Here is a 22,809-nt window from a genome sequence, read left to right as displayed (position 1 = left end):
TGTGTCTACTACTTGTCGCTATAACGGACAAGAAAAAATGATATGAAAACAAAACTATTAATACTGATTGCCATAAGTTATACTGGAAGTATGACTTTTGCCCAAAACAATACACAAACTCCTATGATGAAGCAAGTTGAGGTTGTTGGACAACCCAAGAAAACTGTTGTTTACCAAGTTTTTACCCGATTATTCGGCAATAAGAATACCACCAACAAACCATGGGGAACTATAGAAGAAAACGGTGTTGGAAAGTTCAATGATTTTACTGATAAAGCTTTGGAGGAAATTAAGAAACTGGGCGTAACTCATATTTGGTATACCGGAGTCCCGCATCACGATGTAATTAGAGATTACACCAAATTTGGTATTTCAAACGATGATCCCGATGTGGTAAAAGGTCGTGCCGGTTCCCCTTATGCGGTGAAAGATTATTACAATGTAAATCCGGATTTAGCGGTTAATCCGGCTAAAAGGTTGGAAGAGTTTGAAGCGCTTATTTCGAGAACTCACAAGAATAAATTAAAGGTAATTATCGATATTGTTCCTAATCATATTGCCCGAAATTATACAGGATTAACCAATCCGAAAGGCGTCAAAGATTTTGGAGCTGATGATGACACTTCGGTAGAATATGCTCGGGATAACAATTTTTATTATATCCCCAATACTCCTTTTGAAGTGCCTACTTCTCCGGATTACAAGCCATTGAACGGTGAAGCGAATCCGTTAAATGATGGAAAGTTTAGTGAGTTTCCGGCGAAATGGACCGGTAATGGTTCGCGTTTGGCCAAACCGGACATCAACGATTGGTATGAAACCGTGAAAGTCAATTATGGCATCAGACCTGATGGTTCAAAAGATTTTCCGGAATTGCCGGCCGGATTTGAAACCAAAGATTACAAAACGCATTACGAATTTTGGCAAGGAAAAGACGTGCCGAGTTCTTGGGAAAAATTTCGTGATATCGCCTTGTACTGGTTAGCCAAAGGCGTTGATGGTTTCCGTTATGATATGGCCGAAATGGTTCCGGTTGAGTTTTGGAGCTATATGAATTCTGCCATCAAAATGAAAAACCCGAATGCCTTTTTGTTAGCTGAAGTATACAATCCGAAGGAATATAGAAATTATATTAAGTTGGGCAAAATGGATTATCTCTACGACAAAGTAGAAACCTATGATCATTTAAAAGCGGTGATTCAAGGCAATGCGCTACCTGATCCGCTAACAGAAATCCAAGAAAGCATGGCCGATATTGAACACCACATGTTACATTTCTTAGACAATCACGATGAACAACGATTAGCCAGTCCTGAATTTGCCGGAACACCGGAAAAAGGAAAGCCACTAATGGTGGTTTCTGCAACACTAAGTTCTTCGCCAACTATGGTTTATTTTGGTCAAGAAGTAGGCGAGGCCGGTAATGAAAACGGAGGTTTTGGTACGCGTTCACGCACTTCCATCTTTGATTATGTAGGCGTTCCGAGTCACCAACGTTGGATGAACGGCGGTAAGTTTGATGGCGGACAATTGACTGCGAAAGAAAAAGAGTTGCGTGATTTTTATTCGCGCCTATTGAATTTCACTTTAACCAGTGAAGCCATGGTGGGCAAATTCCAATCCATTCAAGAGGTTAACCGTAAGGAAACTAAAGATTATGATCCGGGATTGTATGCTTATGTGCGTTACAGTACTAATGAGAAATTAATTGTGGTGGCCAACTTCTCATGGGTGACTACCAGTAACTTCGACTTAAAAATACCGGCTGAAGTCATTTCAAAATGGAATATATTAGACGGAAGTTATACGGTAAAAGACCAACTATACGGCAGCAATGCGGTGTTGACTGTAGTCAATGGCGTGGGAACTGTAAAACTAAAAGTGAAACCTAGTGAATCCTTTATATTTAAGTTGTAAAGCTATTTAAAATACCATAAACCCTTTCTCTCGATATTTTGGAAGAAAGGGTTTTCTTTTTTATTCAGCTCCTTAAAATCTTTTCCATTATTTTTCCTTTGGCTAATTCATCAATGAGTTTGTCCATATACCGAATCTTTTGCATGAGCGGATCTTTGATGTCTTCTACGCGATACCCGCAAATCAAACCGGTTATTTTGGAAACATGCTCGTTGAGTTGCGGTGCTTCTGCAAAAAAAGTTTCAAAGTCTTTTTTGGTGTCAATTTGGTTTTGCAAAGTTTGTTGGTCATAACCGGTTAGCCAACAGATAATGGTGTCAACTTCTGTTTTGGTGCGGCCTTTTTTCTCCGCTTTGTTAATGTAATGCGGATAAACACTGGCGAAAGACATTTTGAATACTTTGTGGTTTTCCATAGTTTTATTGAAATTGGTTAGGTTAGGTTTTACTATTAATATTCTATGCAATTTTAGAACTATAAATTTAGAATCTTATATTTATAAATCGATGTTTTATTCAATACAACTTTAGCATAAATTATGCTTTTAAATCGGAGTATCTTGGTTTGAGAGATTTATTTTAAATGTATAAATAGTTGTTTTACTGTATCTAACATAAAAATTAATTTCAATTATAAATCTTTCCAAACAATTTATTGAGGTTGTGTGCAAAAAAAATAAATAGTTTAAAAGTGTTAGTTTTTAGCAGCTTAAACAATTGTTATAAAGTCCATCAAAACTGTTAAATACTATTTTGATTTAATCTATGTGGTTACATTTGAAGGGTTTTTAATTTTTTATTTATGCTTTACATTCTAATAATTTCTTTTGTAATGAATCCTATTTTACTTTTTGATTTTAATAATGATAGTACTGTTACAGATTGGAATATCGTTGACGATGGTGTGATGGGTGGAGTTTCATCGAGTGATTTTTTTATTGATGATGCCGGCAATGGAGTGTTTAATGGATTTGTTTCTACAAAAAATAATGGAGGTTTTTGTTCGGTTCGCCATTTTTTTAAAACAACATCAATCAAAGAATACAAGGTTTTTAGTATAGTATTGAAAGGCGATAAGAAAAAGTATCAGTTCCGAGTGAAGTCAAGAGTAAATGATTACTATTCCTATATATATGAATTTGAAACCACATCGGAATGGCAAACTATAGAAATACCCATTAATCAAATGTATGCCTCATTTAGAGGCAGAACTTTAAACCTTCCCAATTATGATGGAATAAGTTTAGAAGAAATTGCTTTTTTGATTGGCAATAAGACCGATGAAAATTTTCAATTGGTTATTGATAAAATAGAGGTAAAGTAGCTTAAAATAGATTCTTCTTTAGACCAGTAAATAAAAACCCTCTCTCCCGAGGCTTCGGGACTGAAAGGGTTTCTGTATTATCTCGTTATTGTCTGTTCTCTATCTCCGGTCTTATTTTTAGACTTGATAGGTTAGTAAATGCTTAAATGGTTGTTTTTGAGACTTTTAGGTACTCTCAAATTTAATTTTTAATCAACTTTTGGATTTCCCTTTTATTTTCTGATTGTACCTCAACTATATAAACTCCTTTTGACAAGCTGCTTATGTCTAGTCTTTTTTCAAGCATAGGATTAGTCGTTACCGATGTTTGCAATAATCGGCCTTCAATATTGTAAATTTGAACAGTGGTAAAAGCCTCAGAACTTACAATATTTATTTCAGAATCACTTGGGTTAGGCAGGATTTTAAAACCGGATAGGTTATTATCATTGCTTGATAAGGTCTGAAAGGTGTAATTAATTTTTGTTGTAGTAATGCTTTGTGGCAGCGCTTGTCTTTCAGAAGTTGTTACAAAATAATTAGTGCCAAGACTTAAATTTCCCGGATTGGCTTTATAGGTCGGAAGACCGAAACTTCCTAACACCGGATTTCCATTATCAATAACATTTCCACCAAAACTAGTGTTTTTTACTCCTGCATTGGTTACATACATCACAGCATCTTTATCAGAGGCAAATAGAGTAAGTCGATAATGTAAAAGAATATCGCCGTTAGGCAGATTATAAGGTTTTACATAACTACTACTCGTCCAAGCAGCTGCTACGGTCATTGTGCCGTTATTGGCAAAAGTACTGTCGACAGTTCCGTCGGCTAAATATCTGGTAGCTTGCAGGTCTTGTTGAGCAGGGCTGATATCAACGGATCTTATGTAAATTATTTTGCCATCGGCCTGAATTAGGCTAGGGATTCTGTCGTTAAAAAGCAGTTGCCCGTTAGTTCCGAAATTGGTATCCGGCTGGCCTGTTGTCGGATTTAGCTTGGTAAGGTAACGGTCATTGGTAGTGCTGTTTACATAACCGGTTCCGGAGATGTATAATGAATTATTGGTATAAAATATACTTCTAATCGAACAGTAGGAAGTGTAGAGCGCTCCATAGTTTACTAAAAAATGACCTTGGTTGGCAAAGGTGGTAACCAAATTAGCGGAGTCGTCAAAACAGTGAACTTCTGCAAGCCTTTGGTTTAGAATAGTATCAAAATTATGGCTCATAAAATAGTTGTTACCTTCCTTAATCATTGAAGGTGAAAAGTGCTCATAATACCTATTGGTATCGGTTAGAATTTGCTTAACTCCGGTTCCATTTAAAGTAGTATCGAGCGTTCCGTCAGTGTTTAGTCTTAAAAAATAGAGGAGAGACCCACTTTTGGCTAAAAACAGTAATTTTTGGTCATTGGTAATTTCAAAAGAATAGACATATTTAGAACCCGATCCCGGTAATAAGGGATTAAGTGCTAAAACGCCGTTAGTACCAAATGAGGTATCTCTTGTACCTCCGGCATTGTATTTTTCAATATAACCCAAGGCATCTCCATATTGGACTAAGGTTGTGGAATATTTGGTGTAAATATTGTCATTCGAATCAATCCTGCAAACTGCTGCCGAATAACTGAAATTATCAAAACTGTCCGCAATATTCCAACTCAAGGTTTGGGAAGAGGCGATAGCGGAAATAACCAAAAGTATACTAGTAATAATTCTTTTCATAAAGACTGTTTTAAAAAACGGTAAATGTATGTAAAATTTTAAAAATAAGCTTGTTAAGTTGTTTTCAAAACAGGCAGGAAATGCGGGAAACTTTCGATTGGAATGGTTTTGGGTATTTTAGGAAAACACGGATTATAAATCCGTGATGTTGGAATCGGGGTTGTAAATCCGTGTTATCGGAATTCAAGAAAACCAGCTATAACTGATAACCACTGTTGCTAGCAGTACGAATATTACCTTCTTTCAATTTTATCTAATTTAATTTTAATTACAAGAGTAGAATCTGGACTAACATTACTCGGGTACCCTTTTCTCTTAACTAAATAATTAGGAGCAATTAATTCACGAATTTCTCCAACTTGCATCCCACGTAATCCTTCGTCAACAGCTGCTGTTGCTTGATTTCCACCAATTAAAACTTTTACGGGTGAACTAGAATTATAATTTGAATATAGAATAGTTCCATTTCTGTAACTAGTTGTTTCATATATAAAGACTTCATCACCAGCTTTGGCTTTTATTCCATTCCCATTCTCTAAAATACGATATTGTAACCCTGATTTTGTTGAAATAATTTTATTCGAGCAACTGCTAAATAGTAAAATCAAAAATATTGTGTTAAATAATTTCATAAGTTGATAAATTTTCAAGGTTTTCAGCGCATTACTGCCAACTAACAGATAGCTACGACTGTCAATCTATCCTACTGCTAATATACAAAAAAACACTACCAAAAGAAAAACCCTCTCATCACTGAAAGGGTTTCTTTATTATCTCGTAATCGTCTGTTTCCTATCCGGTCCAACCGAAACAATCTTGATGGGTACTTCGACTTCTTTTTCTATGAACTCGATGTATTCTTTTAGTTCTTTTGGTAAAGCGTCATAAGTCGTCATGCCGGTTAAATCGGCTTGCCAACCTTTGAATTCGGTATAAATCGGTGTTACGTTTTCTTCTTCGATGTTATAAGGCAAATGGTGAATCACTTCGCCTTTGTAGTTGTAAGCCGTAGCCACTTTCAAAGTGTCAAAGCCCGAAAGTACATCGCCTTTCATCATCATCAATTGGGTTACACCGTTGATTTGGATAGCATATTTCAAGGCAACTAAATCCAACCAACCGCAACGTCTTTTTCTTCCGGTAACTGAGCCGAATTCGTTTCCTACTTTCGCCATCACATCGCCGGCTTCCTCAAAATCCTCCGTAGGGAATGGTCCCGAACCCACACGAGTCGTGTAAGCTTTGAAAATTCCGTATACTTCTTTGATTTTGTTAGGGGCAATGCCTAAACCTGTACAAGCACCGGCAGCGGTTGTATTAGAAGAAGTTACAAAAGGATACGTTCCGAAATCAACATCCAGTAACGACCCTTGAGCGCCTTCACAAAGAATAGATTTTCCGGCTTTTTGAGCTTGTGCCAAATATTCTTCGCTGTCTATGAAGTTTAGCTTTTGTAAATCGGCAATGGCTTCAAAGAATTCTTTTTCCAACTCAGGTAAATTGTATTGAATGGCTACGTCGTAAAACGCAATCATCGCCTCGTGTTTGTCGGCTAAGGCTCTGTATCTTTCTTTGAAATCTGCCAATTCAATATCGCCAACACGCAATCCGTTACGACCGGTTTTGTCCATATACGTTGGGCCAATTCCTTTTAATGTCGAGCCGATTTTCGCTTTGCCTTTAGCGGCTTCAGAAGCGGCATCGAGCAAACGGTGTGTCGGTAAGATTAAATGCGCTTTGCGCGAAATGATTAGTTTTGATTTTAAGTCGAGGTTGAATTTGGCCAAGCCATCAATTTCACTTTTAAAAACCACCGGGTCAATTACGACACCGTTCCCGATGATGTTGATGTTGTTGCTGTGGAAAATCCCTGAAGGAATGGTTCTTAAAACGTGTTTGATACCGTCAAATTCTAAAGTGTGTCCGGCGTTGGGTCCGCCTTGAAATCTTGCGATGATGTCGTATTTTGAAGTCAGAACGTCAACTATTTTTCCTTTTCCTTCGTCTCCCCATTGTAATCCGAGTAGTAAATCTACGGTCATTTTAATTGATAATTGATAATTGATAATTGACAATGAATGAATCTTTGTATACCATCAATTGAGTTGTGTTTTTATTTGAACTTAGTTTAATTTTAATTGTTTTGCCGTGTTAGGGATTGAAACGAAAAGCCCGGGCCATAAGCAACACCCATTATCAATTGTTAATTATCCATTATCAATTGATTTTTTGTTGGCATAGAAATACAACGAATGGTTGTGAATCTCAATACCAAATATTTCTTCGATAGTTTGTTTGATGGTTTGTATTCTTGGGTCACAAAACTCAATTACTTCACCGGTATCGGTCATGATGATGTGATCGTGTTGCCTGTCGAAATAAGACTTTTCATAATGCGCTTGGTTTTGCCCGAATTGGTGTTTGCGAACCAAACCGCAATCTAATAAAAGCTCAATAGTATTGTACAAAGTCGCACGAGAGACACGATAGTTTTTGTTTTTCATTTTGATGTACAAATTCTCGATGTCAAAATGCTCCTCGCTGTCGTAAATTTCCTGTAGAATAGCATAGCGCTCAGGGGTTTTGCGATGCCCTTTGTTCTCCAAGTACATCGTAAAAACGTTTTTTACGGTCTCTTGATTTTTGATATTATCGGTAGCAATTAATGTCATACGGCAAAGGTAATTTTTTTGTTTAAGGTATCAAAGTTTCGGGTTCAAAGTTTAAGGTTTAAAGTTCAAAGTTTCAAAACTCCCAACTCAATTCGTATAGACTCTCGTTACTTTATCAACACCATCTATTTTTTTAATATTGTCGATGAGTTTTTTTAGTATGCTGTTGTTTTGCACAATTACTGCTACTTGTCCGTTAAAAATTCCGGCTTCACCGCTCAAGGAAATGCTTTGAATGTTTACGTGCATGTTATTTGAAATTACTTTGGTCAGTTCGTTGGTCAGCCCTAAACTGTCCATGCCGGTAATTTTTAAAATGGCTTTGAATTCTTGTTGCGAAGAGTCAATCCATTTGGCTTGCATGATACGGTAAGCGTAATTTGACTGCAATGTTATGGCATTCGGACAATCTTTTTTATGAACTTTAATGCCTTCGTTGATGGTGATAAAGCCAAACACTTCGTCGCCCGGAATGGGGTTGCAACAAGAAGACAGTTTATAATCTAATTTGTCTTGTTCCGAACCAAAAACGAGCATGTCAAAATTCTTACTAAGCTCTTGTTTGTTGATTTCATCGGGTTTTGAACTTGGGGAACGCTTGATTTTATTCTTAAAGAAATTCATCAAGGAATTACTTTTTTGCGCCGCAAAATCTTTTAGTTGCTGGTTTTCAATGGAGCCGATTCCTACTCGGTAAAACAAGTCTAAGCTGGTTTTAAGGTTGAAGAAGTTCACCAACTCATTAATCACCGATTCACTCAAAGTAATCTTTAAGTGTTTCATTTTTCGGGTCAATAGTTCTCGACCGTCTTCGGCAATTTTTTTGGTGTCTTCATTCAGGACATTTCTGATTTTATTTTTAGCTCTTGAGGTAGTAACATAATCCAACCAGTTGATGGTTGGTTTTTGGTGGACAGAGGTAATGACTTCAATTTGGTCACCACTTTTTAATTCGAAATTGAGCGGAACAAGCTTTCCGTTGACACGTGTGCCTCGGGTTTTGATTCCGATTTCGGAGTGAATACTAAAGGCAAAATCGAGTGAAGTGGCGCCTTTGGGTAACGATTTGATTTCTCCTTTAGGCGTAAAGACAAAGATTTCTTTGGCATACAAATTCATTTTGAAGTCTTCTACAAAGTCGACCGCATTGGTTTCCGAACTTTCCAAAGCTTCTTTTAACAAGTTAAGCCAAGTGTCTAAACCGCTTTCTTCGGTAGCGCCTTGTTTGTATTTGTAATGGGCGGCGTATCCTTTTTCGGCGATTTCGTCCATGCGTTCGCTTCGCACCTGAATTTCTACCCAACGGCCTTTTGGTCCCATCACCGTGATGTGCAAAGCTTCATAACCGGTTGATTTGGGTGATGAAATCCAATCGCGCAAGCGACTCGGACTCGGACGATAATGATCAGTAACTATGGAATAAATTTTCCAGGCGAGGAATTTCTCGTCGTGTAAGTTGGATTTGTATATAATTCGGAGGGCAAACTTATCGTAAACTTCATCAAAAGTGACGTTTTGCGCTGCCATTTTTCTGCGAATGGAGTAGATAGATTTCGGTCGGCCTTTGAGGGTGTATTCAACGCCTTCTTCGTCTAATGATTTCTTTAATACATCGGAAATTGTTGCGATATAAGCGTCTTGTTCTTCTTTGGTTTCCTTGATTTTGCTGACAATATCGGTGTAAACATCCGGTTCAGTATATTTTAAACCTAAGTCTTCTAACTTGGTTTTAATGTTGTATAATCCCAAACGATGGGCGAGTGGTGCATAAATGTATAAAGTTTCGGAAGCGATTTTCACCTGTTTGTAATCCGGCATGGAATCCATGGTTTGCATATTGTGCAAACGGTCGGCAATTTTGATTAAGATTACCCGAACATCATCATTCAATGTCAATAGCATTTTACGGAAATTTTCCGCTTGCATAGAAATGTTCATGTCTTTTTTGACTTGGGAAATCTTGGTCAAACCTTCCACCAAATGCGCAATCTTCGGATTGAACATTTTTTCGATGTCTTCTATGGTTACATCTGTGTCTTCTACCACGTCGTGCATTAATGCAGCGGCGATACTGGTGGCGCCTAAACCAATTTCGGAGGCAACAATTTTGGCCACGCCAATAGGGTGAAAAATATAGGCTTCCCCAGACTTACGGCGTTGGTCTTTGTGAGCGTCAACCGCTACGTCAAAGGCTTTTCGAATCAATTTTTTATCTGAATCGGTAAGCGTTTGGTAACTTATGCGAAGTAATTCTTTGTATTCTCGGGCAATAGCTTTTTTTTCCTCTTCTAAATCAATTTCAATCATAGCAAGTTCATTCAATTCCTAAAATTAGGAATAACTAACGAGATGTGCAACAACAAAGCGCAATTTCCAAAGACAAAGGAATCAAAAATTCAAGGGGTTGAATTTCAGCATAAAGTTTAGTTTGCCCGTCTAAAATCCAAATCATGGAAGTCATAACTAAAATCCGTTAAAGGTGAAATGGCTTCCATTTTGAAGTGATTGACTTGACCATTAGGATCTAAATCAAAGAAAAGATGTGAATCGGCATTAAAGCTTCTGACATTCCATTTCACTACAAAATTTTGGTCTTTGTAAAAGAAAACCTCCCCAATTAATCGTTTGGAACGCTTGGAAGCAAAGTATAATTTGCCCTTCTTTTCAAAAATAGTCACTTCGCCAAACCATTTGTCTTGGTAAGTGCCAATGTATTTTTTGAAATCGATTTTGATTTTATCTTTTACATTTTGATTGACTTTTGCCCAAACTTTCTCGGTGATTTTATCGGCGTTGTCTTCTTTAGCCTTTCTTTCTTCGCTCAAATAAGCCAAATGGTCAAACTTTGGCAAGCCCAAATAACTGTCTTTAATAGTATTAGAGATTACGGTAAAAGCAGTGCCACTTTGTTGATTGGTCAAAACAATAATCCCTAAGTTAACATCGGGAATCATGATAGTTTGTGTCACGATTCCGTCTAAACCGCCCGTATGGGAGACTTGCAAATGGCCGTTAATGTCATCTAATCGCCAGCCTAAACCATAACTTCTGAAATTAGAAGTATAAGGATATGGATTTGACAAAGGCAAAATGGTTTGAGATTTCCACATTTCTTTCCATTGTTTTTCGCTGAACAATTGTTGGTTTTCGCCATATTTTCCTTTGTTCATTTGTACGATTAACCAATTACTTAAATCATTTACAGAAGCATACAATCCGGCAGCGGCATCAAAAATAGGATTCGTATATCTTGGTACAATTTCCAGTTTTCCGTCGGTGGGAACATGTGGAACGATAGTGTTGGTAGTATCTTTTAATCTATTCCAAGAAGCCGCACTTTTATACATACCAATGGGTTTCATCAGTCGTTCTTCTACAAAATCACACCACGATTTTCCGGAAACTTTTTCAATTACTTCACCGGCAATTACATAAAGCAAGTTGTCATAATCATATTTGGTTCTGAAACCGGAAATAGGCTTTAAATATTGGATGTTTTTTACAATGTCTTTAGGCGTAAAATCATGTCCGTCGGGCCAAATCATTAAATCGCCTGCGCCTAATCCGAGTCCGCTTCTGTGGGTTAACAAGTCGCGAATAGTGAATTCATTGGTGACATAGTCATTGTACATTTTGAATTCAGGCAAATATTTTTTGACTTTGTCATCCCAATTTATTTTTCCTTCATCCACCAAAATAGCCAAAGCTGATGCCGTAAATGCTTTACTATTGGAAGCAATTCCGAATAAGGTATTGGCGTCTACTTTTTGTTGGGTTTTGATATTGGCTACACCATAACCTTTAGCGAAAACCAATTTTCCATCTTTGACAATTCCCACGGCAATACCCGGAACGTTAAAGGTTTTGAGAGTGTTTTCAACTAAGGCATCTACTTCTTTCTCTGTAATTTGGGCAGATAGCTTAATACTTGCTAATACAAACAGCAATGACAATTTAAAATTGCTTCGCCAGTTCACTTTCGTTCGAGTCATAATTTAAAATTTTTAATTATTGAAATCCTCTTTGGCGTTTGGCTTCAAAAATCAAAATCGCTGCAGCTACCGAAACGTTCATGCTATCGATTTCCCCTTGCATGGGAATAATGATATTTTGTGTGGCTTTTTCTCGCCAAAGTTGGGATAGTCCGGTGGCTTCCGTGCCAACGACCAATGCGGTAGGTTGGTTGTAGTTTTGGGTATGGTATGAGGTCGAGTTTTGTAACGTTGCACTGTAAAAATTAATATTGTTTTTAATTAAATACGTAATTACTTCTTCTGTGGATGCTGTCGCTATTTGATTAGTGAATAAGCAACCAACGCTTGAGCGAACAATATTGGGGTTGTATAAATCGGTTTTGGAATTGGCAATAATAACGGCGTCAACTTTGGCGGCATCACATGTGCGCAACATGGCGCCGATGTTTCCCGGTTTTTCAATGGCTTCCATTACCACAATCAAAGGATTCTCAGGTAGTTTTAAATCGGAAAGTTGTAACGATTTAATTTTAGCTACCGCAAGAATGCCTTCAGTTGTATCGCGATAAGCTAGTTTTTGATAGACCTCTTTGGAGATTTCTATTAGTGGAATTTGATTCTGCGTTATTTTGGTTATTTGTTGCTCTGTGATTAATTCCGGGAGAAAAAGAACGGTTTCCAATTCGTACTGTCCTTTGAGTGCCAATTCGATTTCGCGTTGTCCTTCAATCAAAAAAGTACCTGATTGTTTTCTGACTTTGGCTTTTTCCTGTAGCAGAACCAAAGATTTGATATACGGATTTTGTGCGCTGGTGATTTGTTTCATTATGGAGTTGTAATCCCGATGTTTCGGAACAAAATTACAAAGTTTTTCTTATTAATGAACTAAATACAAATAGCCACTCAAAGGTTCAGGGTAATCCGGGTCATTTAAGTACAATAAATAGAAGTAAGTTCCGTCGGGTGCATTCTTGGTTCCCAATCCTTCTTTGATGTAACCATCCCAATTAGAGGTGTTTTGATTACCGGTCCATATTAATTTCCCCCATCGATTGTAGATTTCTACTTTGTAGTTGAGGAAAATATTTTGCAAACCTCCAATAGTAAAAGTATCATTTCTGCTGTCATTATTGGCGGAGACATAGTTGTAAACCGTTGGCGGACAATTTCTTGAAGTCAATAAAAAAGAAGTTGTGGTGTAACAATTTTGATTGTTAATTCTAACAAAAATCTCTTTAGGAGTATTGGTGGCGATGTAATTCGAGGTGTTTGTTATAGGGTTAATTCCGTTACCGGCATCATCAAAATTGTCATAAAAAGCAACAGTATCTTCCGGGTCAGTTTTAACCAATGCTTCATAACTTGAAAAATCAAATGTAGCTTGGGTAAAGCCTTCATTACAGGAAATTAAATCTTCTAAATCGTTAAAAGTTGGTGATGTTCCCAAGGCTTCATTAACTGAAAATATATTATTGTTTTCTACTAATTCGTTGACGATTCCGGTTCCGTCGCCTTTATCGTCTACTACGAATTTAATTTCGAAAGTATTCGGAACCCACTCCGGCAATACCAGTGTAATTTGTGATGTTATGAATCCGTCAACCGGAATAGACACTGTAGTTTCTGTAATCTCAATTAACTGTCCGTTGATGTAAATCGAAATAGGTGTTTCAGAGGGAAGCGGACCGGTACAATTTAAATTGGATACAGAATAATTTACCACTACAGTTCTCGAATCACATTGTTTATTGACTGAATTTATGGTCACAGTGGCATCAGGAATTTGGCTGTTTAGTTTGGTGACTACCGCATTGATCATCACAAAATCTTGAAAGGAGGTCAAAGATATTTCTGCAGTGGTTTCTCCTATAGCAATTAAATCTTGTATCTCATAGATGTCTAAATCCATATTGAATAAACCGGTATTTCCGGTAACAGTACTAGTTCCATTAAATACATTACTGGCCGGATTTAAGGTATTACTCAATAAATCGCCATTAATTCTGAATTCTTCGGTAGCTAAGGCCGCATCACCTTCCCAAGCTAAAAAACCAACTTTAGAGTTAAGATTATCAACCACGTTTAAGTTGTTTAGTGTGATGGATAATTCATCCGGAACGCCTTCTAAACCATCATAAATGTTAATTTGGTTTAAAGGTAAATTGGGGTTTTTATAGATGATTACGATAGCCCAGCCTGCAAAGTTTGTTCTTCTTTGCAAGTGTAAATCTTCAAAAGGAGAAATGTCAAGATCCGATAAAGTATAAGTGCCATTTCCGGCATTTTGGACTAAAGCGGTAACATCTTTGAAAGCACTGAAATAAGTAAATTCAAGGTCGTCAAAAAACCTACTGAAAGCAAAAGTTCTATCGGGTGTGATAGCCGTTGTATTCAACGTTACATTTAAATCACCATCACCACTTCCGGCCCAATATAAATAGGCTTTTTCGATAACATCTGTCGGATTTAAATTCAGAGTTGCTGCCGATGAGGTAACCGTTACTGAATTTGTTGTGGTATTGTTTTCCTGAGTGTTTAAAGTATTGCCAAAAAAGGTAAAATCATACCTTCCGTTGAATTGCTCATATAGGGTAATGTCTTGTCCGCTCACACAGTAAATGTTGAGGAAAAAGGCAATAAATAATAGCAATTTTCGTTTTAAATTCAAGGCAATTTTAAATTTAGTAGGTTAAAAATAAGTAATTATTTTGGATTTCATATTTTTTGTCTAATGAATGCTATTAAAAAATAAATGTTTAATTTTCCAAAGTTTAAACCACACTTGTGAAAAACTATACAGTAAGACGTTATCAATCGGCCGATTTTTTGCTTTGGAATGCTTTTATCAGCACAGCCAAAAATGCTACTTTTTTATTCCATCGCGATTTTATGGAATATCATTCGGATAGATTTGAAGACTATTCCTTACTGGTTTTTGAAGGGCAAAAATTGGTGGCTGTAATTCCGGTGAATACTAAAGAAAATAAGCTTTTTTCACATCAAGGTTTAACCTACGGAGGTTTTGTTTTTGGTGAAAAAATAAAATTAGGCGAAGTCATTACCATTGCTAAATCCGTCTTCAAATTTTTGCATCAAAATCAATTTGAAAGTTTTCAATTGAAATTAATTCCAAATATCTATAATTCGTTCTTTTCAGAAGAGATAGAATACGTTTTGTTTTTGTTGGAAGCCCAACTCATTCGTAGGGATTGTCTTTCGGTTATCGATTTACAACAACCGTTTTCTTTCAAAAAAAACAGAAAAAAGTGTATTCATCGAGCCCAAAAACATCACCTTATAATTAAAGAAGAAACCAATTTTGAACAGTTTTGGACCGAAATATTGATCCCGAATCTTGACAAAAAGCACCAATCCAAACCGGTACATACTTATCAGGAAATCATCAATTTACAAGAGAAATTCCCCAACAATATTCGTCATTTTAATGTCTATTATAATGATAAAATTGTGGCTGGAACAACTGTTTTTGTGACTGATAATGTGGCGCATCCGCAATATATTTCGGGTAATGAACAAAAAAATGAATTGGGAAGTTTAGATTTTTTATACCACCATTTGATCACCGAAGTTTTTAAAGATAAAATTTATTTCGACTTTGGTCCGTCACACGAAGAAAATGGTAAAAAGATTAACGAAGGTATTTTGTTCTGGAAGGAAAGTTTTGGAGCCAAAACAACCGTTCAGGATTATTATGAAGTGATAACCGCCAATTATACATTGTTAGAAAACGTTTTGGTATGATAAAATTCCTCGATTTACATAAAATCAATTTGCCTTATCAAACTGCATTTCAAGAAAAAATGCAACAGGTATTGGACAAGGGTTGGTTTATTTTAGGTGATGAAGTCAAAACTTTTGAAAGCAGTTTTGCTCAGTACTGCGGTACTAAATATGGCATAGGCGTAGGCAACGGATTGGAGGCAATGGTCTTGATTTTTAAGGCATACATTCAATTGGGAAAATTGCAAAAAGGCGATGAGGTTATCGTTCCTGCAAATACATACATTGCCAGTATTTTAGCTATTTTACAAGCCGATTTGGTTCCGATTATGGTAGAACCTAAATTAGAAACCTACAACCTCAATCCCGATTTAATTGCTGATAAAATATCTTCTAAGACCAAAGCCGTTTTAGCGGTTCATCTTTATGGGCAATTAGCCGAAATGGAGCAAATAAACGCTATAGCCAAAGAGCATAATTTATTGGTCATTGAAGATTCAGCTCAGGCTCATGGTGCCGCTTATCAAAACAGAAAATCCGGAAATCTTTCGGATGCGGCAGCATTCAGCTTTTATCCGGGAAAAAATCTCGGAGCTTTGGGCGATGCCGGAGCGATTACAACCAATGATGCCGATTTAGCCAAAGTTCTTTTTGCTTTGCGAAATTATGGTTCGGAACAAAAGTATTATAACGAATTTATAGGGGTAAATTCTCGTTTAGATGAATTGCAAGCCGCATTTTTGACTGTAAAGTTGCCGCATTTGGATGCAGAAAATCTAAAGAGAAAAGATATTGTTAAGCGGTATTTGACTGAAATCAAAAACGACAAAATTACATTGCCTTTTTGGGATGGAACAGACAATCACGTTTTTCATTTGTTTGTGGTTCGAACCCAAAACAGAGCGCAATTTCAGGAGTTTTTGAAACAAAATGACATTGAAACATTGATTCATTATCCGGTTCCGCCACACCAACAAAAAGCTTTGTCGAAATGGAATTCGCTCTCGTTTCCGATTACCGAAAAAATCCATCAAGAAGTAATTAGTTTGCCTTTGAGTCCGGTAATGACCGAAGAAGAAGTAAGTTATATAATCACAATTTTAAATCAGTACTAATGGGAATGGGATCCAAACTAAATCATTTCTTTTTTGTCGCTTTCCGAGTGTGGAAATACCGATGGCTTTCCGATTGTAGCCGCATTTCGGGTCAGCCTAAGTTGTTTCATCCTTTATTGTTAAAGGGAAAAGGGAAAATTTCTTTTGGTAAAAATGTTCAGATTGGGGTTACTAATTCACCAAATTACTATTCGCATTACACCTATTTGGAAGCCAGAAATTCTGATAGTGAAATTGTAATTGGCGATAATGTTTCGATAAACAATGGTTTTTCTGCCGTGGCTTTTTCTAAATTAACAATCCAAAATGACGTTTTAATTGGTGTAAATTGTGCTATCATAGACAATGACGGGCATCAGTTAGATCCTAACCAAAGAAATGAGGGTGACCCAAAATCAGCTGCAGTTTTTATTAGTGAAAATGTTTTTTTAGGCGATAATGTTTCTATTTTGAAAGGCGTAACTATTGGTAAAAATGCTGTGATAGGCAATGGTTCCCTAGTGACCAAAGATATTCCTGAAAATGCAATTGCTGCCGGAAATCCTGCGAAAGTAATCCGAAATTTATAAATTGAAACTACTCCAACAAAATACACTACTAAAGGTTTTGTCGCTGAATTCCGTTTCGGTTGCAGTGAATTTTGTATTGGGTATTATTTCTTCTAAAATTATAGCCGTTTTTCTGGGTGCTTCGGGTATGGCTTTGATGGGCAGTTTTCGAAATTTCGCCTCAATGATCAAATCGATGGCCACATTGGGTGTCAGCAATTCCATAGTCAAACTCTTTGTTGAAAATAAGGAAGACAAGCAGGAACTCTCGGTGATATATTCAACCTTTTTTTGGTTGTTTTTAGCGATTTCGTCAATTATGGGGATTTTGGTTTTAGCATTCGCCGAACCTATTTCTGATTTTCTTTTCTTTACAAATAGCTATACGATTCCAATACGTTTCTTCGCTTTGTTATTGCCTTTAATGGTAATTAATACTTTTTGGCTGGCGATATACAACGGTCTAGAGCGGTATAAAAAAATTGTTTTTATTCAGATAGTCTCCAATATTTTGGTCTTCGGAATCACGGCATTTTTAATTTGGCAAAAGCAAATCTTCGGAGGGTTATTATCCATTGCTATCGGCGAAATGTTAATGGTAATGGTTACTTTTTTATTCGTTCGTCAAGACAAAGAATCTTTTCGTTTTGATTTGCAAAAATTAATTAGCCCAAAATACCTCAAAGTCATCAAAAGATTTTCTGTAATGGCATTATTGAGTGCTTTTGCCGTGCCTATGACCTTACTTTTTATCCGTAATGCTATAGTGCAATCACACTCTATAGAAGAAGCCGGAATTTGGGACGCGGTCAACCGATTATCGAGTTTTTATATGATGTTTTTCAGCTCGGGTTTGTCACTGTATTATATGCCCAAGTTGGCCTCAATTCATACTGAAAGCGAATTCAAAGCCGAACTCAAATCCTATTTTAAAGTCTTTGTTCCTTTGTTCTTCTTAATGTTGGTTATGGTTTATTGGGCCAAAAGCATCATCTTAGAAATGGCTTTTACCGAAGCATTTTCAAGTGTCAATGAGTTACTGATTTGGCAATTGGCAGGCGATTTTATCAAAATAATGACATTGGCATTTGGATTCCAAATTTTGGTCAAAACCATGATGAAACGCTATTTTCTGGTTGAAATTGTCTTTAATATATCTTATTTTGTATTGGCAGTTTTTCTAATGAAAGCCTCAGCGGTGGAAGGTGTTGTCAAAGCTTATTTTTATGCCAATGTAGTGGCGTTGGTTTTAGTTTTACTGATGTTTCGAAAAGTATTCATCAAGTCAAAAGACCAGTAGTTTTTATTTCCAAATGGCCAAATAGTGTTGAGCAATCTTTAAGTAGTCATGTTCTTTTTCAATAAACTTTCGGGCTCGTTGTCCCATATTTTTTAACTCTTCCGGATTTTCAATTAAGTTGGACAATTGTACCACCAAATAATCTACATCAGGTAGCGCATTTACAGCTACTTTTTCGATTAACTTATAATGATTTTCAAAAATTTCGCTCGCGTTGGTAAAAACCACTTTGCCTTTGGCCATCGCTTCCAAGGCGTTGCTGCCTTGATCGTGACCGTATAATTGGTCTAAAACGATATGCGCCTGATTGTACCTGTTAATGTAATCGTTGTAAGGTACATTTTCAGTTACAAAAACATCAATTTTGTCTTGGTATTTTTGCTGGATAATGGCCAATGCTTTTTCAAAAAAATCATTCCCTTTTTTATAATAACTTCCTCGATTAATTCCATGAAAAATAATGATTCTGTCACCAATTTTCAGTTCTCTTTTCGGAAATTTGGTTAGGTTTATCGGACTGGGAATCAATCCTAAATAATTGGGATGATTTTGCAACGGAATGTGATAATCGATGTCGGTTGCCATGACACCTTGAATGTTTTGGTAAATGAATTCATGCAGTTTTTTAAACGATTTCCTTTTGAATTTTAAAACATTCGAAAAGTCATTGTCTACAATTTTACCATTCAAATAAGGTTGAACGATAGATGGATTTTCGGGATGATTAAAGTTATAATTGACATAAGTATAATCATCTCCGGCTGAAAGTAAAAAGACCTTTTTATTGTTTTTGAAAAGATAGTCTAAAATCTTTTTCTCGTGTGGGTAATCGCAAAAAAAACTATGTTCATTGATAAGTTGCACCACATCAAACCCTTTGAAATGCTTTTGATTTTGCTTAAATTGTTTATATGTTAGATAAGAAGAAATGTCATATCCGGTCAGTTTTAAAACCGCTAGTTTAATTTTTTTTAAAAAACCGTAATCCCATTTTTTAACCAAAGGAAAATCCACCGGAAAATCCTTGAAACCATCTTTAAATCCTAAGAGAGTCACTTCATTTCCCAATACTTGTAACCCTTCTTTTAAAGAATTATGCAGTCGACTGTATTCTCCAATGAGTAAAATCTTCATTATCTTGCTATATTTGAAAAAATATCTCTGCAATATAAGTAAGAAATGAAAAACAACAATAAAATCGCTATAGTTTCCGCTTCCCTTGGTGTTGGCGGCGCTGAGCGTTTTGCCAGTTTGTTAGGATTGATGTTGCATAATTTAGGGTATCAAGTTCATCACATCATCATTTTAGATTTTGTTAGTTATGATTATCAAGGGGAATTGGTCAATTTAGGTCGATTGTTTGCTAATGATAAAGGAGTTTTTAGAGCGATAAAAAAAGGGAAGTATATTGCTAACTATCTACACGAAAACCAAATCGATACTATTATCGATATTCGTTCAAGACCAATGTTGATGCGTGAACTATTTACCAAATGGATTTATGGCAACCGAAAAACCTATTTCATGATTCACAGTTCGGATATCGAAATGTATTTGCCGAAATCTGTTTTTTGGGCCAAATATCTCTATCAAAAAGCAACACAATTGGTTTTTGTTTCCAATGAAATTGAGCATAAGGTTAAAGAAGAATACGGATTTACCAATACAACCACTATTTATAATCCAATTGTATTTACTGAAGCCGTTATTGAAAAACCAACGAATACTCCGCAAAGTTATTTTATCTTTTTTGGACGATTGGAAGACAAAATTAAAAACTTGACTTTGTTAATTGAAGCCTATGAAATGTCAAAATTGCAAGAGAAAAATATTTATTTACTCTTAGTAGGCGATGGATCCGATAAAGAAGCCATTTGGGGTAAAATTAAAAGTAAAAATCTTGAAAATTTTGTGCAATTGTTGCCTTTTCAAAAAGACATTGTTCCTTACATTCAAAATGCGAAAGCTACAGTTTTGACAAGCCATTTCGAAGGGTTTCCGATGTCATTGGTGGAATCTTTAGCCGTTGGAACGCCAGTAATTTCTGTTGATTGTGAAACCGGTCCAAGAGAAATTGTTCAAAATAAGGTCAACGGATTGTTAGTAGAAAATCACAACCCGAAAGCCTTGGCGGAAGCCATGAGTTTGATGATTGAAGACGAAAATTTATACCAAAATTGTAAAAATAATGCCAAGAAAAGTGTAGAACATTTATCTTTGACAACCATTGCCCAACAATGGCAAAATTTATTGAAAGCAAATGACTAATACCAACGACGCTAAAATCATCGAAATTCCTAAAGTTCACGATACGCGTGGCAACCTTTCCGTTATTGAAAATGAAGTCATTCCGTTTGAAATGAAGCGTGTTTATTATTTATATGATGTGCCAAGTGGTAGCAAACGTGGCGGTCATTCTCATAAAGAGCAGCAAGAGTTTTTGGTGGCTTTAAGCGGTAGTTTCGATGTGGTATTGCATGATGGTCAAAGTGAAAAGAAGGTTACTTTAAACAAACCCAATCAAGGATTGTTGATTCCAAGTGGTCTTTGGAGAGAATTGGAGAATTTTTCTTCCGGTTCCGTTTGTTTGGTTATTGCTTCGGATGTTTTTGTAGAAGCCGATTATATACGAGATTACAAAGAGTTTCTATTATCTAAAAACTGATTTTCCTATGCCTATTTGGGCCAAAAAGTTTTTGAAACCAATTAGAGACTTTAAAACTACATTAGGTAACTCCATTAAAATGGTCTTTTTCCAACCTATTTTGTCCAAATCAATTTCATTGTAAATCAATTTTGCATTTTTATAATCACCGCCTAGTTTGCATTTGATTACGGCTGAAAATCGGTTCAAATCTAAATAGTGTTTTAATTTAGGATTCTTTTTTTCTTCAACAGCGTATTTTTCAAAAGTATAGGGTTCAAAAAAGTAGGTAAGATTGCGGGAAACACTGCTTTTGTCGTATACATATTTGGCTAAAATCTGCCAAATAAAAACAATCGGATATTGCAAGCCGATTCGAATCCACAATTCAGTGTCTTCGCCTTTTTTAATTTGCGTGTCAAAATGGCCAGCCTTTTCAAAAACACTATGATGAAAAACCGAACTTGAGGTCCAAAGCACGCATTCTTTTTGGCTGGCATCAAAGAAATTTACAATTTCATAGTCTGATTTTTGTTCAATAGAATACTGCGCCGGAAAGGTTTTGTGGATGGTTTCAATTTCAATCGCGCAAGCCAAAACTTTTTGCTCCGGAAGTTTTTTGCAATAGGAATACAGGGTTTCCAAAAAAATAGGATACCAAAAATCATCAGCATCTAAAAAACAAATGTATTCGCCTCGGGCTTTGGCTAATCCATAGTTTCTGGCTACGGCAACTCCTTCGTTTTCTTTTGAAAAATATTGAATTCGATGGTCTTTAAAAGATTGTATAATAGTTTCGCTATTGTCAGTTGAACCATCGTTAACGATAATAATTTCATAGTCGGAATAGGTTTGTGCTAAAATACTTTTCAGCGTTTTGAATACAAATTTTTCTTTGTTATAAACCGGAATAATGATCGAAAAATAGGCCATCAGCGTGAGTTTAGTTGACAAAAATAACCCAAACGATAAACGTCAAATAGGAATATAGACGGATTTTTAGAAAGAAGGTTTTTAATGAATCTCTTTCTGAAAATTTTAAAGATAAAAGCGGCCGTTTTGACCAATTTTAATTTTTCAATTCTGGTGTACATTTTAATCAAAGCTGTATCATTGGGTTCAATAATTTTCTTGTCGATGATGTGTTTTAAATTTTGCAACGAATGGTGCGTTTTATCTAAAAAAACTTTCGATTTTTCTAAATTCAGGTGAAAAGCCGGATTCTCAATATGTGTTATCGGAATGTCATTGCTTTTAAAGCCTAAGATAAAAACCACATCTTCATAGCCGTAATTGTAAATATTCTGGTCGAAAGGATGTTCCATTACCCATTTTTTTTGGACTAAAATATTCGAAATTAAAGTGTAATGATAGGGATTGGTCAGCCTTTTTTTCAACGGAATTTCTTCTCTGTTCTTGCCAAAAATCCAACGCAATACTTCATCGTCTTTCGGTTTCTCATCAAAATAAATGATACCACCGAAAACCGCTTTTCGATCTTCTTTCTGAATGCTTTTTAAATAAATTTTGATGAAGTTTTTACTTTTGGGAAACATATCACAATCCATCAGTAAAATCCAATCGTATTGCGCTTTGGTTACCAATGCATTTCTGTTTTGTCCACGACCTAAATTGGTTTCATTGCGCTCAAATCGACAGTTTTCCAATTGGTTAATCTTAGTATTGATTTTTGTATTTTCGTTAATCGGAGAAGCATCATCCTGAACAATGATTTCAAATTTAATATTTTCCACTAGAATTTGCTTGTGCAATTCCTGTACTAAAGGCAATGTATTGAAGTTGTAGGTTGGAATAAGGATTGAAATCATTTACGAAAACGGAATTTAATAATACCTTTACAAAGAAATAT

The 22,809-nt window shown here is 36.0% G+C and carries 20 protein-coding genes; 8 read left to right on the top strand and 12 right to left on the bottom strand.

Going from position 1 to position 22,809, the window contains the following annotated elements; translation table 11 throughout:
* The first annotated feature begins 42 nt into the window (after positions 1-42).
* On the top strand, positions 43-1,917 hold the full coding sequence (locus tag ICG50_RS11095) for an alpha-amylase family protein (RefSeq protein WP_187660989.1): 1,875 nt from the start codon (positions 43-45) through the stop codon (positions 1,915-1,917).
* 64 nt (positions 1,918-1,981) lie between these two features.
* Here the strand turns inward: ICG50_RS11095 and ICG50_RS11090 are convergent, their stop codons facing one another.
* The gene (locus ICG50_RS11090) at positions 1,982-2,332 is read right to left on the bottom strand and encodes a DUF2200 domain-containing protein (protein WP_187660988.1); all 351 of its coding nucleotides are present in this window, start codon (positions 2,330-2,332) and stop codon (positions 1,982-1,984) included.
* 386 nt (positions 2,333-2,718) lie between these two features.
* Here ICG50_RS11090 and ICG50_RS11085 point away from each other — a divergent pair, with 386 nt between their 5' ends.
* A complete protein-coding gene (locus ICG50_RS11085; protein WP_246448739.1) occupies positions 2,719-3,240 on the top strand; it encodes a CIA30 family protein in 522 nt (173 codons plus the stop codon).
* Positions 3,241-3,421: 181 nt separating this feature from the next.
* On the opposite strand, the gene ICG50_RS11080 is transcribed toward ICG50_RS11085, so the two are convergent.
* From ICG50_RS11080 to ICG50_RS11045, 8 genes are all read right to left on the bottom strand, one after another.
* The gene (locus tag ICG50_RS11080; protein WP_187660987.1) at positions 3,422-4,945 is read right to left on the bottom strand and encodes a T9SS type A sorting domain-containing protein; all 1,524 of its coding nucleotides are present in this window, start codon (positions 4,943-4,945) and stop codon (positions 3,422-3,424) included.
* Between the two features lie 233 nt (positions 4,946-5,178).
* Positions 5,179-5,577 (bottom strand): FKBP-type peptidyl-prolyl cis-trans isomerase, encoded by a 399-nt coding sequence (locus ICG50_RS11075; RefSeq protein ID WP_187660986.1) that lies wholly within the window; start codon positions 5,575-5,577, stop codon positions 5,179-5,181.
* 138 nt (positions 5,578-5,715) lie between these two features.
* Positions 5,716-6,987, bottom strand: a complete 1,272-nt coding sequence (locus ICG50_RS11070) for an adenylosuccinate synthase (protein ID WP_187660985.1) — start codon at positions 6,985-6,987, stop codon at positions 5,716-5,718.
* A gap of 165 nt (positions 6,988-7,152) precedes the next feature.
* Positions 7,153-7,617 carry a Fur family transcriptional regulator gene (locus ICG50_RS11065; RefSeq protein ID WP_187660984.1) on the bottom strand — a complete coding sequence of 155 codons (465 nt, stop codon included), beginning with the start codon at positions 7,615-7,617 and terminating at the stop codon, positions 7,153-7,155.
* A gap of 87 nt (positions 7,618-7,704) precedes the next feature.
* Positions 7,705-9,924 carry a RelA/SpoT family protein gene (locus tag ICG50_RS11060; RefSeq protein ID WP_187661013.1) on the bottom strand — a complete coding sequence of 740 codons (2,220 nt, stop codon included), beginning with the start codon at positions 9,922-9,924 and terminating at the stop codon, positions 7,705-7,707.
* A gap of 116 nt (positions 9,925-10,040) precedes the next feature.
* Positions 10,041-11,609 (bottom strand): serine hydrolase, encoded by a 1,569-nt coding sequence (locus ICG50_RS11055; protein ID WP_187660983.1) that lies wholly within the window; start codon positions 11,607-11,609, stop codon positions 10,041-10,043.
* Between the two features lie 16 nt (positions 11,610-11,625).
* Complete coding sequence (locus tag ICG50_RS11050; protein ID WP_187660982.1) at positions 11,626-12,417, bottom strand: TrmH family RNA methyltransferase; 792 nt, start codon at positions 12,415-12,417, stop codon at positions 11,626-11,628.
* A 51-nt stretch (positions 12,418-12,468) separates the two neighbouring features.
* Positions 12,469-14,202, bottom strand: coding sequence for a T9SS type B sorting domain-containing protein (locus ICG50_RS11045; RefSeq protein WP_341432457.1), 1,734 nt, complete (start codon positions 14,200-14,202; stop codon positions 12,469-12,471).
* A 173-nt stretch (positions 14,203-14,375) separates the two neighbouring features.
* Between ICG50_RS11045 and ICG50_RS11040 the strand changes: the two genes are divergently transcribed.
* From ICG50_RS11040 to ICG50_RS11025, 4 genes are read left to right on the top strand one after another with little or no spacing between them, the layout of a single operon-like run.
* Positions 14,376-15,353 carry a GNAT family N-acetyltransferase gene (locus ICG50_RS11040; RefSeq protein WP_187660980.1) on the top strand — a complete coding sequence of 326 codons (978 nt, stop codon included), beginning with the start codon at positions 14,376-14,378 and terminating at the stop codon, positions 15,351-15,353.
* Positions 15,350-16,447: a DegT/DnrJ/EryC1/StrS family aminotransferase gene (locus ICG50_RS11035; RefSeq protein ID WP_187660979.1), complete on the top strand. Its 1,098-nt coding sequence runs from the start codon at positions 15,350-15,352 to the stop codon at positions 16,445-16,447. The genes ICG50_RS11040 and ICG50_RS11035 overlap by 4 nt, the downstream gene beginning before the upstream one ends.
* 5 nt (positions 16,448-16,452) lie before the next feature.
* Positions 16,453-17,016 (top strand): acyltransferase, encoded by a 564-nt coding sequence (locus ICG50_RS11030; RefSeq protein WP_222940192.1) that lies wholly within the window; start codon positions 16,453-16,455, stop codon positions 17,014-17,016.
* Between the two features lies 1 nt (position 17,017).
* Positions 17,018-18,295 (top strand): O-antigen translocase, encoded by a 1,278-nt coding sequence (locus tag ICG50_RS11025; RefSeq protein WP_187660977.1) that lies wholly within the window; start codon positions 17,018-17,020, stop codon positions 18,293-18,295.
* Between the two features lie 3 nt (positions 18,296-18,298).
* On the opposite strand, the gene ICG50_RS11020 is transcribed toward ICG50_RS11025, so the two are convergent.
* Positions 18,299-19,429, bottom strand: coding sequence for a glycosyltransferase (locus ICG50_RS11020; RefSeq protein WP_187660976.1), 1,131 nt, complete (start codon positions 19,427-19,429; stop codon positions 18,299-18,301).
* A gap of 45 nt (positions 19,430-19,474) precedes the next feature.
* Here ICG50_RS11020 and ICG50_RS11015 point away from each other — a divergent pair, with 45 nt between their 5' ends.
* Complete coding sequence (locus ICG50_RS11015; protein WP_187660975.1) at positions 19,475-20,563, top strand: glycosyltransferase; 1,089 nt, start codon at positions 19,475-19,477, stop codon at positions 20,561-20,563.
* The gene (locus ICG50_RS11010) at positions 20,556-20,960 is read left to right on the top strand and encodes a sugar 3,4-ketoisomerase (RefSeq protein WP_187660974.1); all 405 of its coding nucleotides are present in this window, start codon (positions 20,556-20,558) and stop codon (positions 20,958-20,960) included. The genes ICG50_RS11015 and ICG50_RS11010 overlap by 8 nt, the downstream gene beginning before the upstream one ends.
* Here ICG50_RS11010 and ICG50_RS11005 read toward each other — a convergent pair.
* Both ICG50_RS11005 and ICG50_RS11000 read right to left on the bottom strand, forming a co-directional pair.
* A complete protein-coding gene (locus ICG50_RS11005) occupies positions 20,946-21,872 on the bottom strand; it encodes a glycosyltransferase family 2 protein (RefSeq protein WP_187660973.1) in 927 nt (308 codons plus the stop codon). The two genes, ICG50_RS11010 and ICG50_RS11005, sit on opposite strands and share 15 nt — an antisense overlap.
* Positions 21,872-22,768, bottom strand: coding sequence for a glycosyltransferase family 2 protein (locus tag ICG50_RS11000; RefSeq protein WP_187660972.1), 897 nt, complete (start codon positions 22,766-22,768; stop codon positions 21,872-21,874). Before ICG50_RS11000 ends, ICG50_RS11005 begins: the two co-directional genes overlap by 1 nt.
* Between the last annotated feature and the right edge of the window lie 41 nt (positions 22,769-22,809).

Source organism: Flavobacterium buctense, from assembly GCF_014486695.1.
Taxonomy (GTDB): domain Bacteria; phylum Bacteroidota; class Bacteroidia; order Flavobacteriales; family Flavobacteriaceae; genus Flavobacterium; species Flavobacterium buctense.
This window is presented reverse-complemented; position numbering and strand designations above follow the sequence as displayed.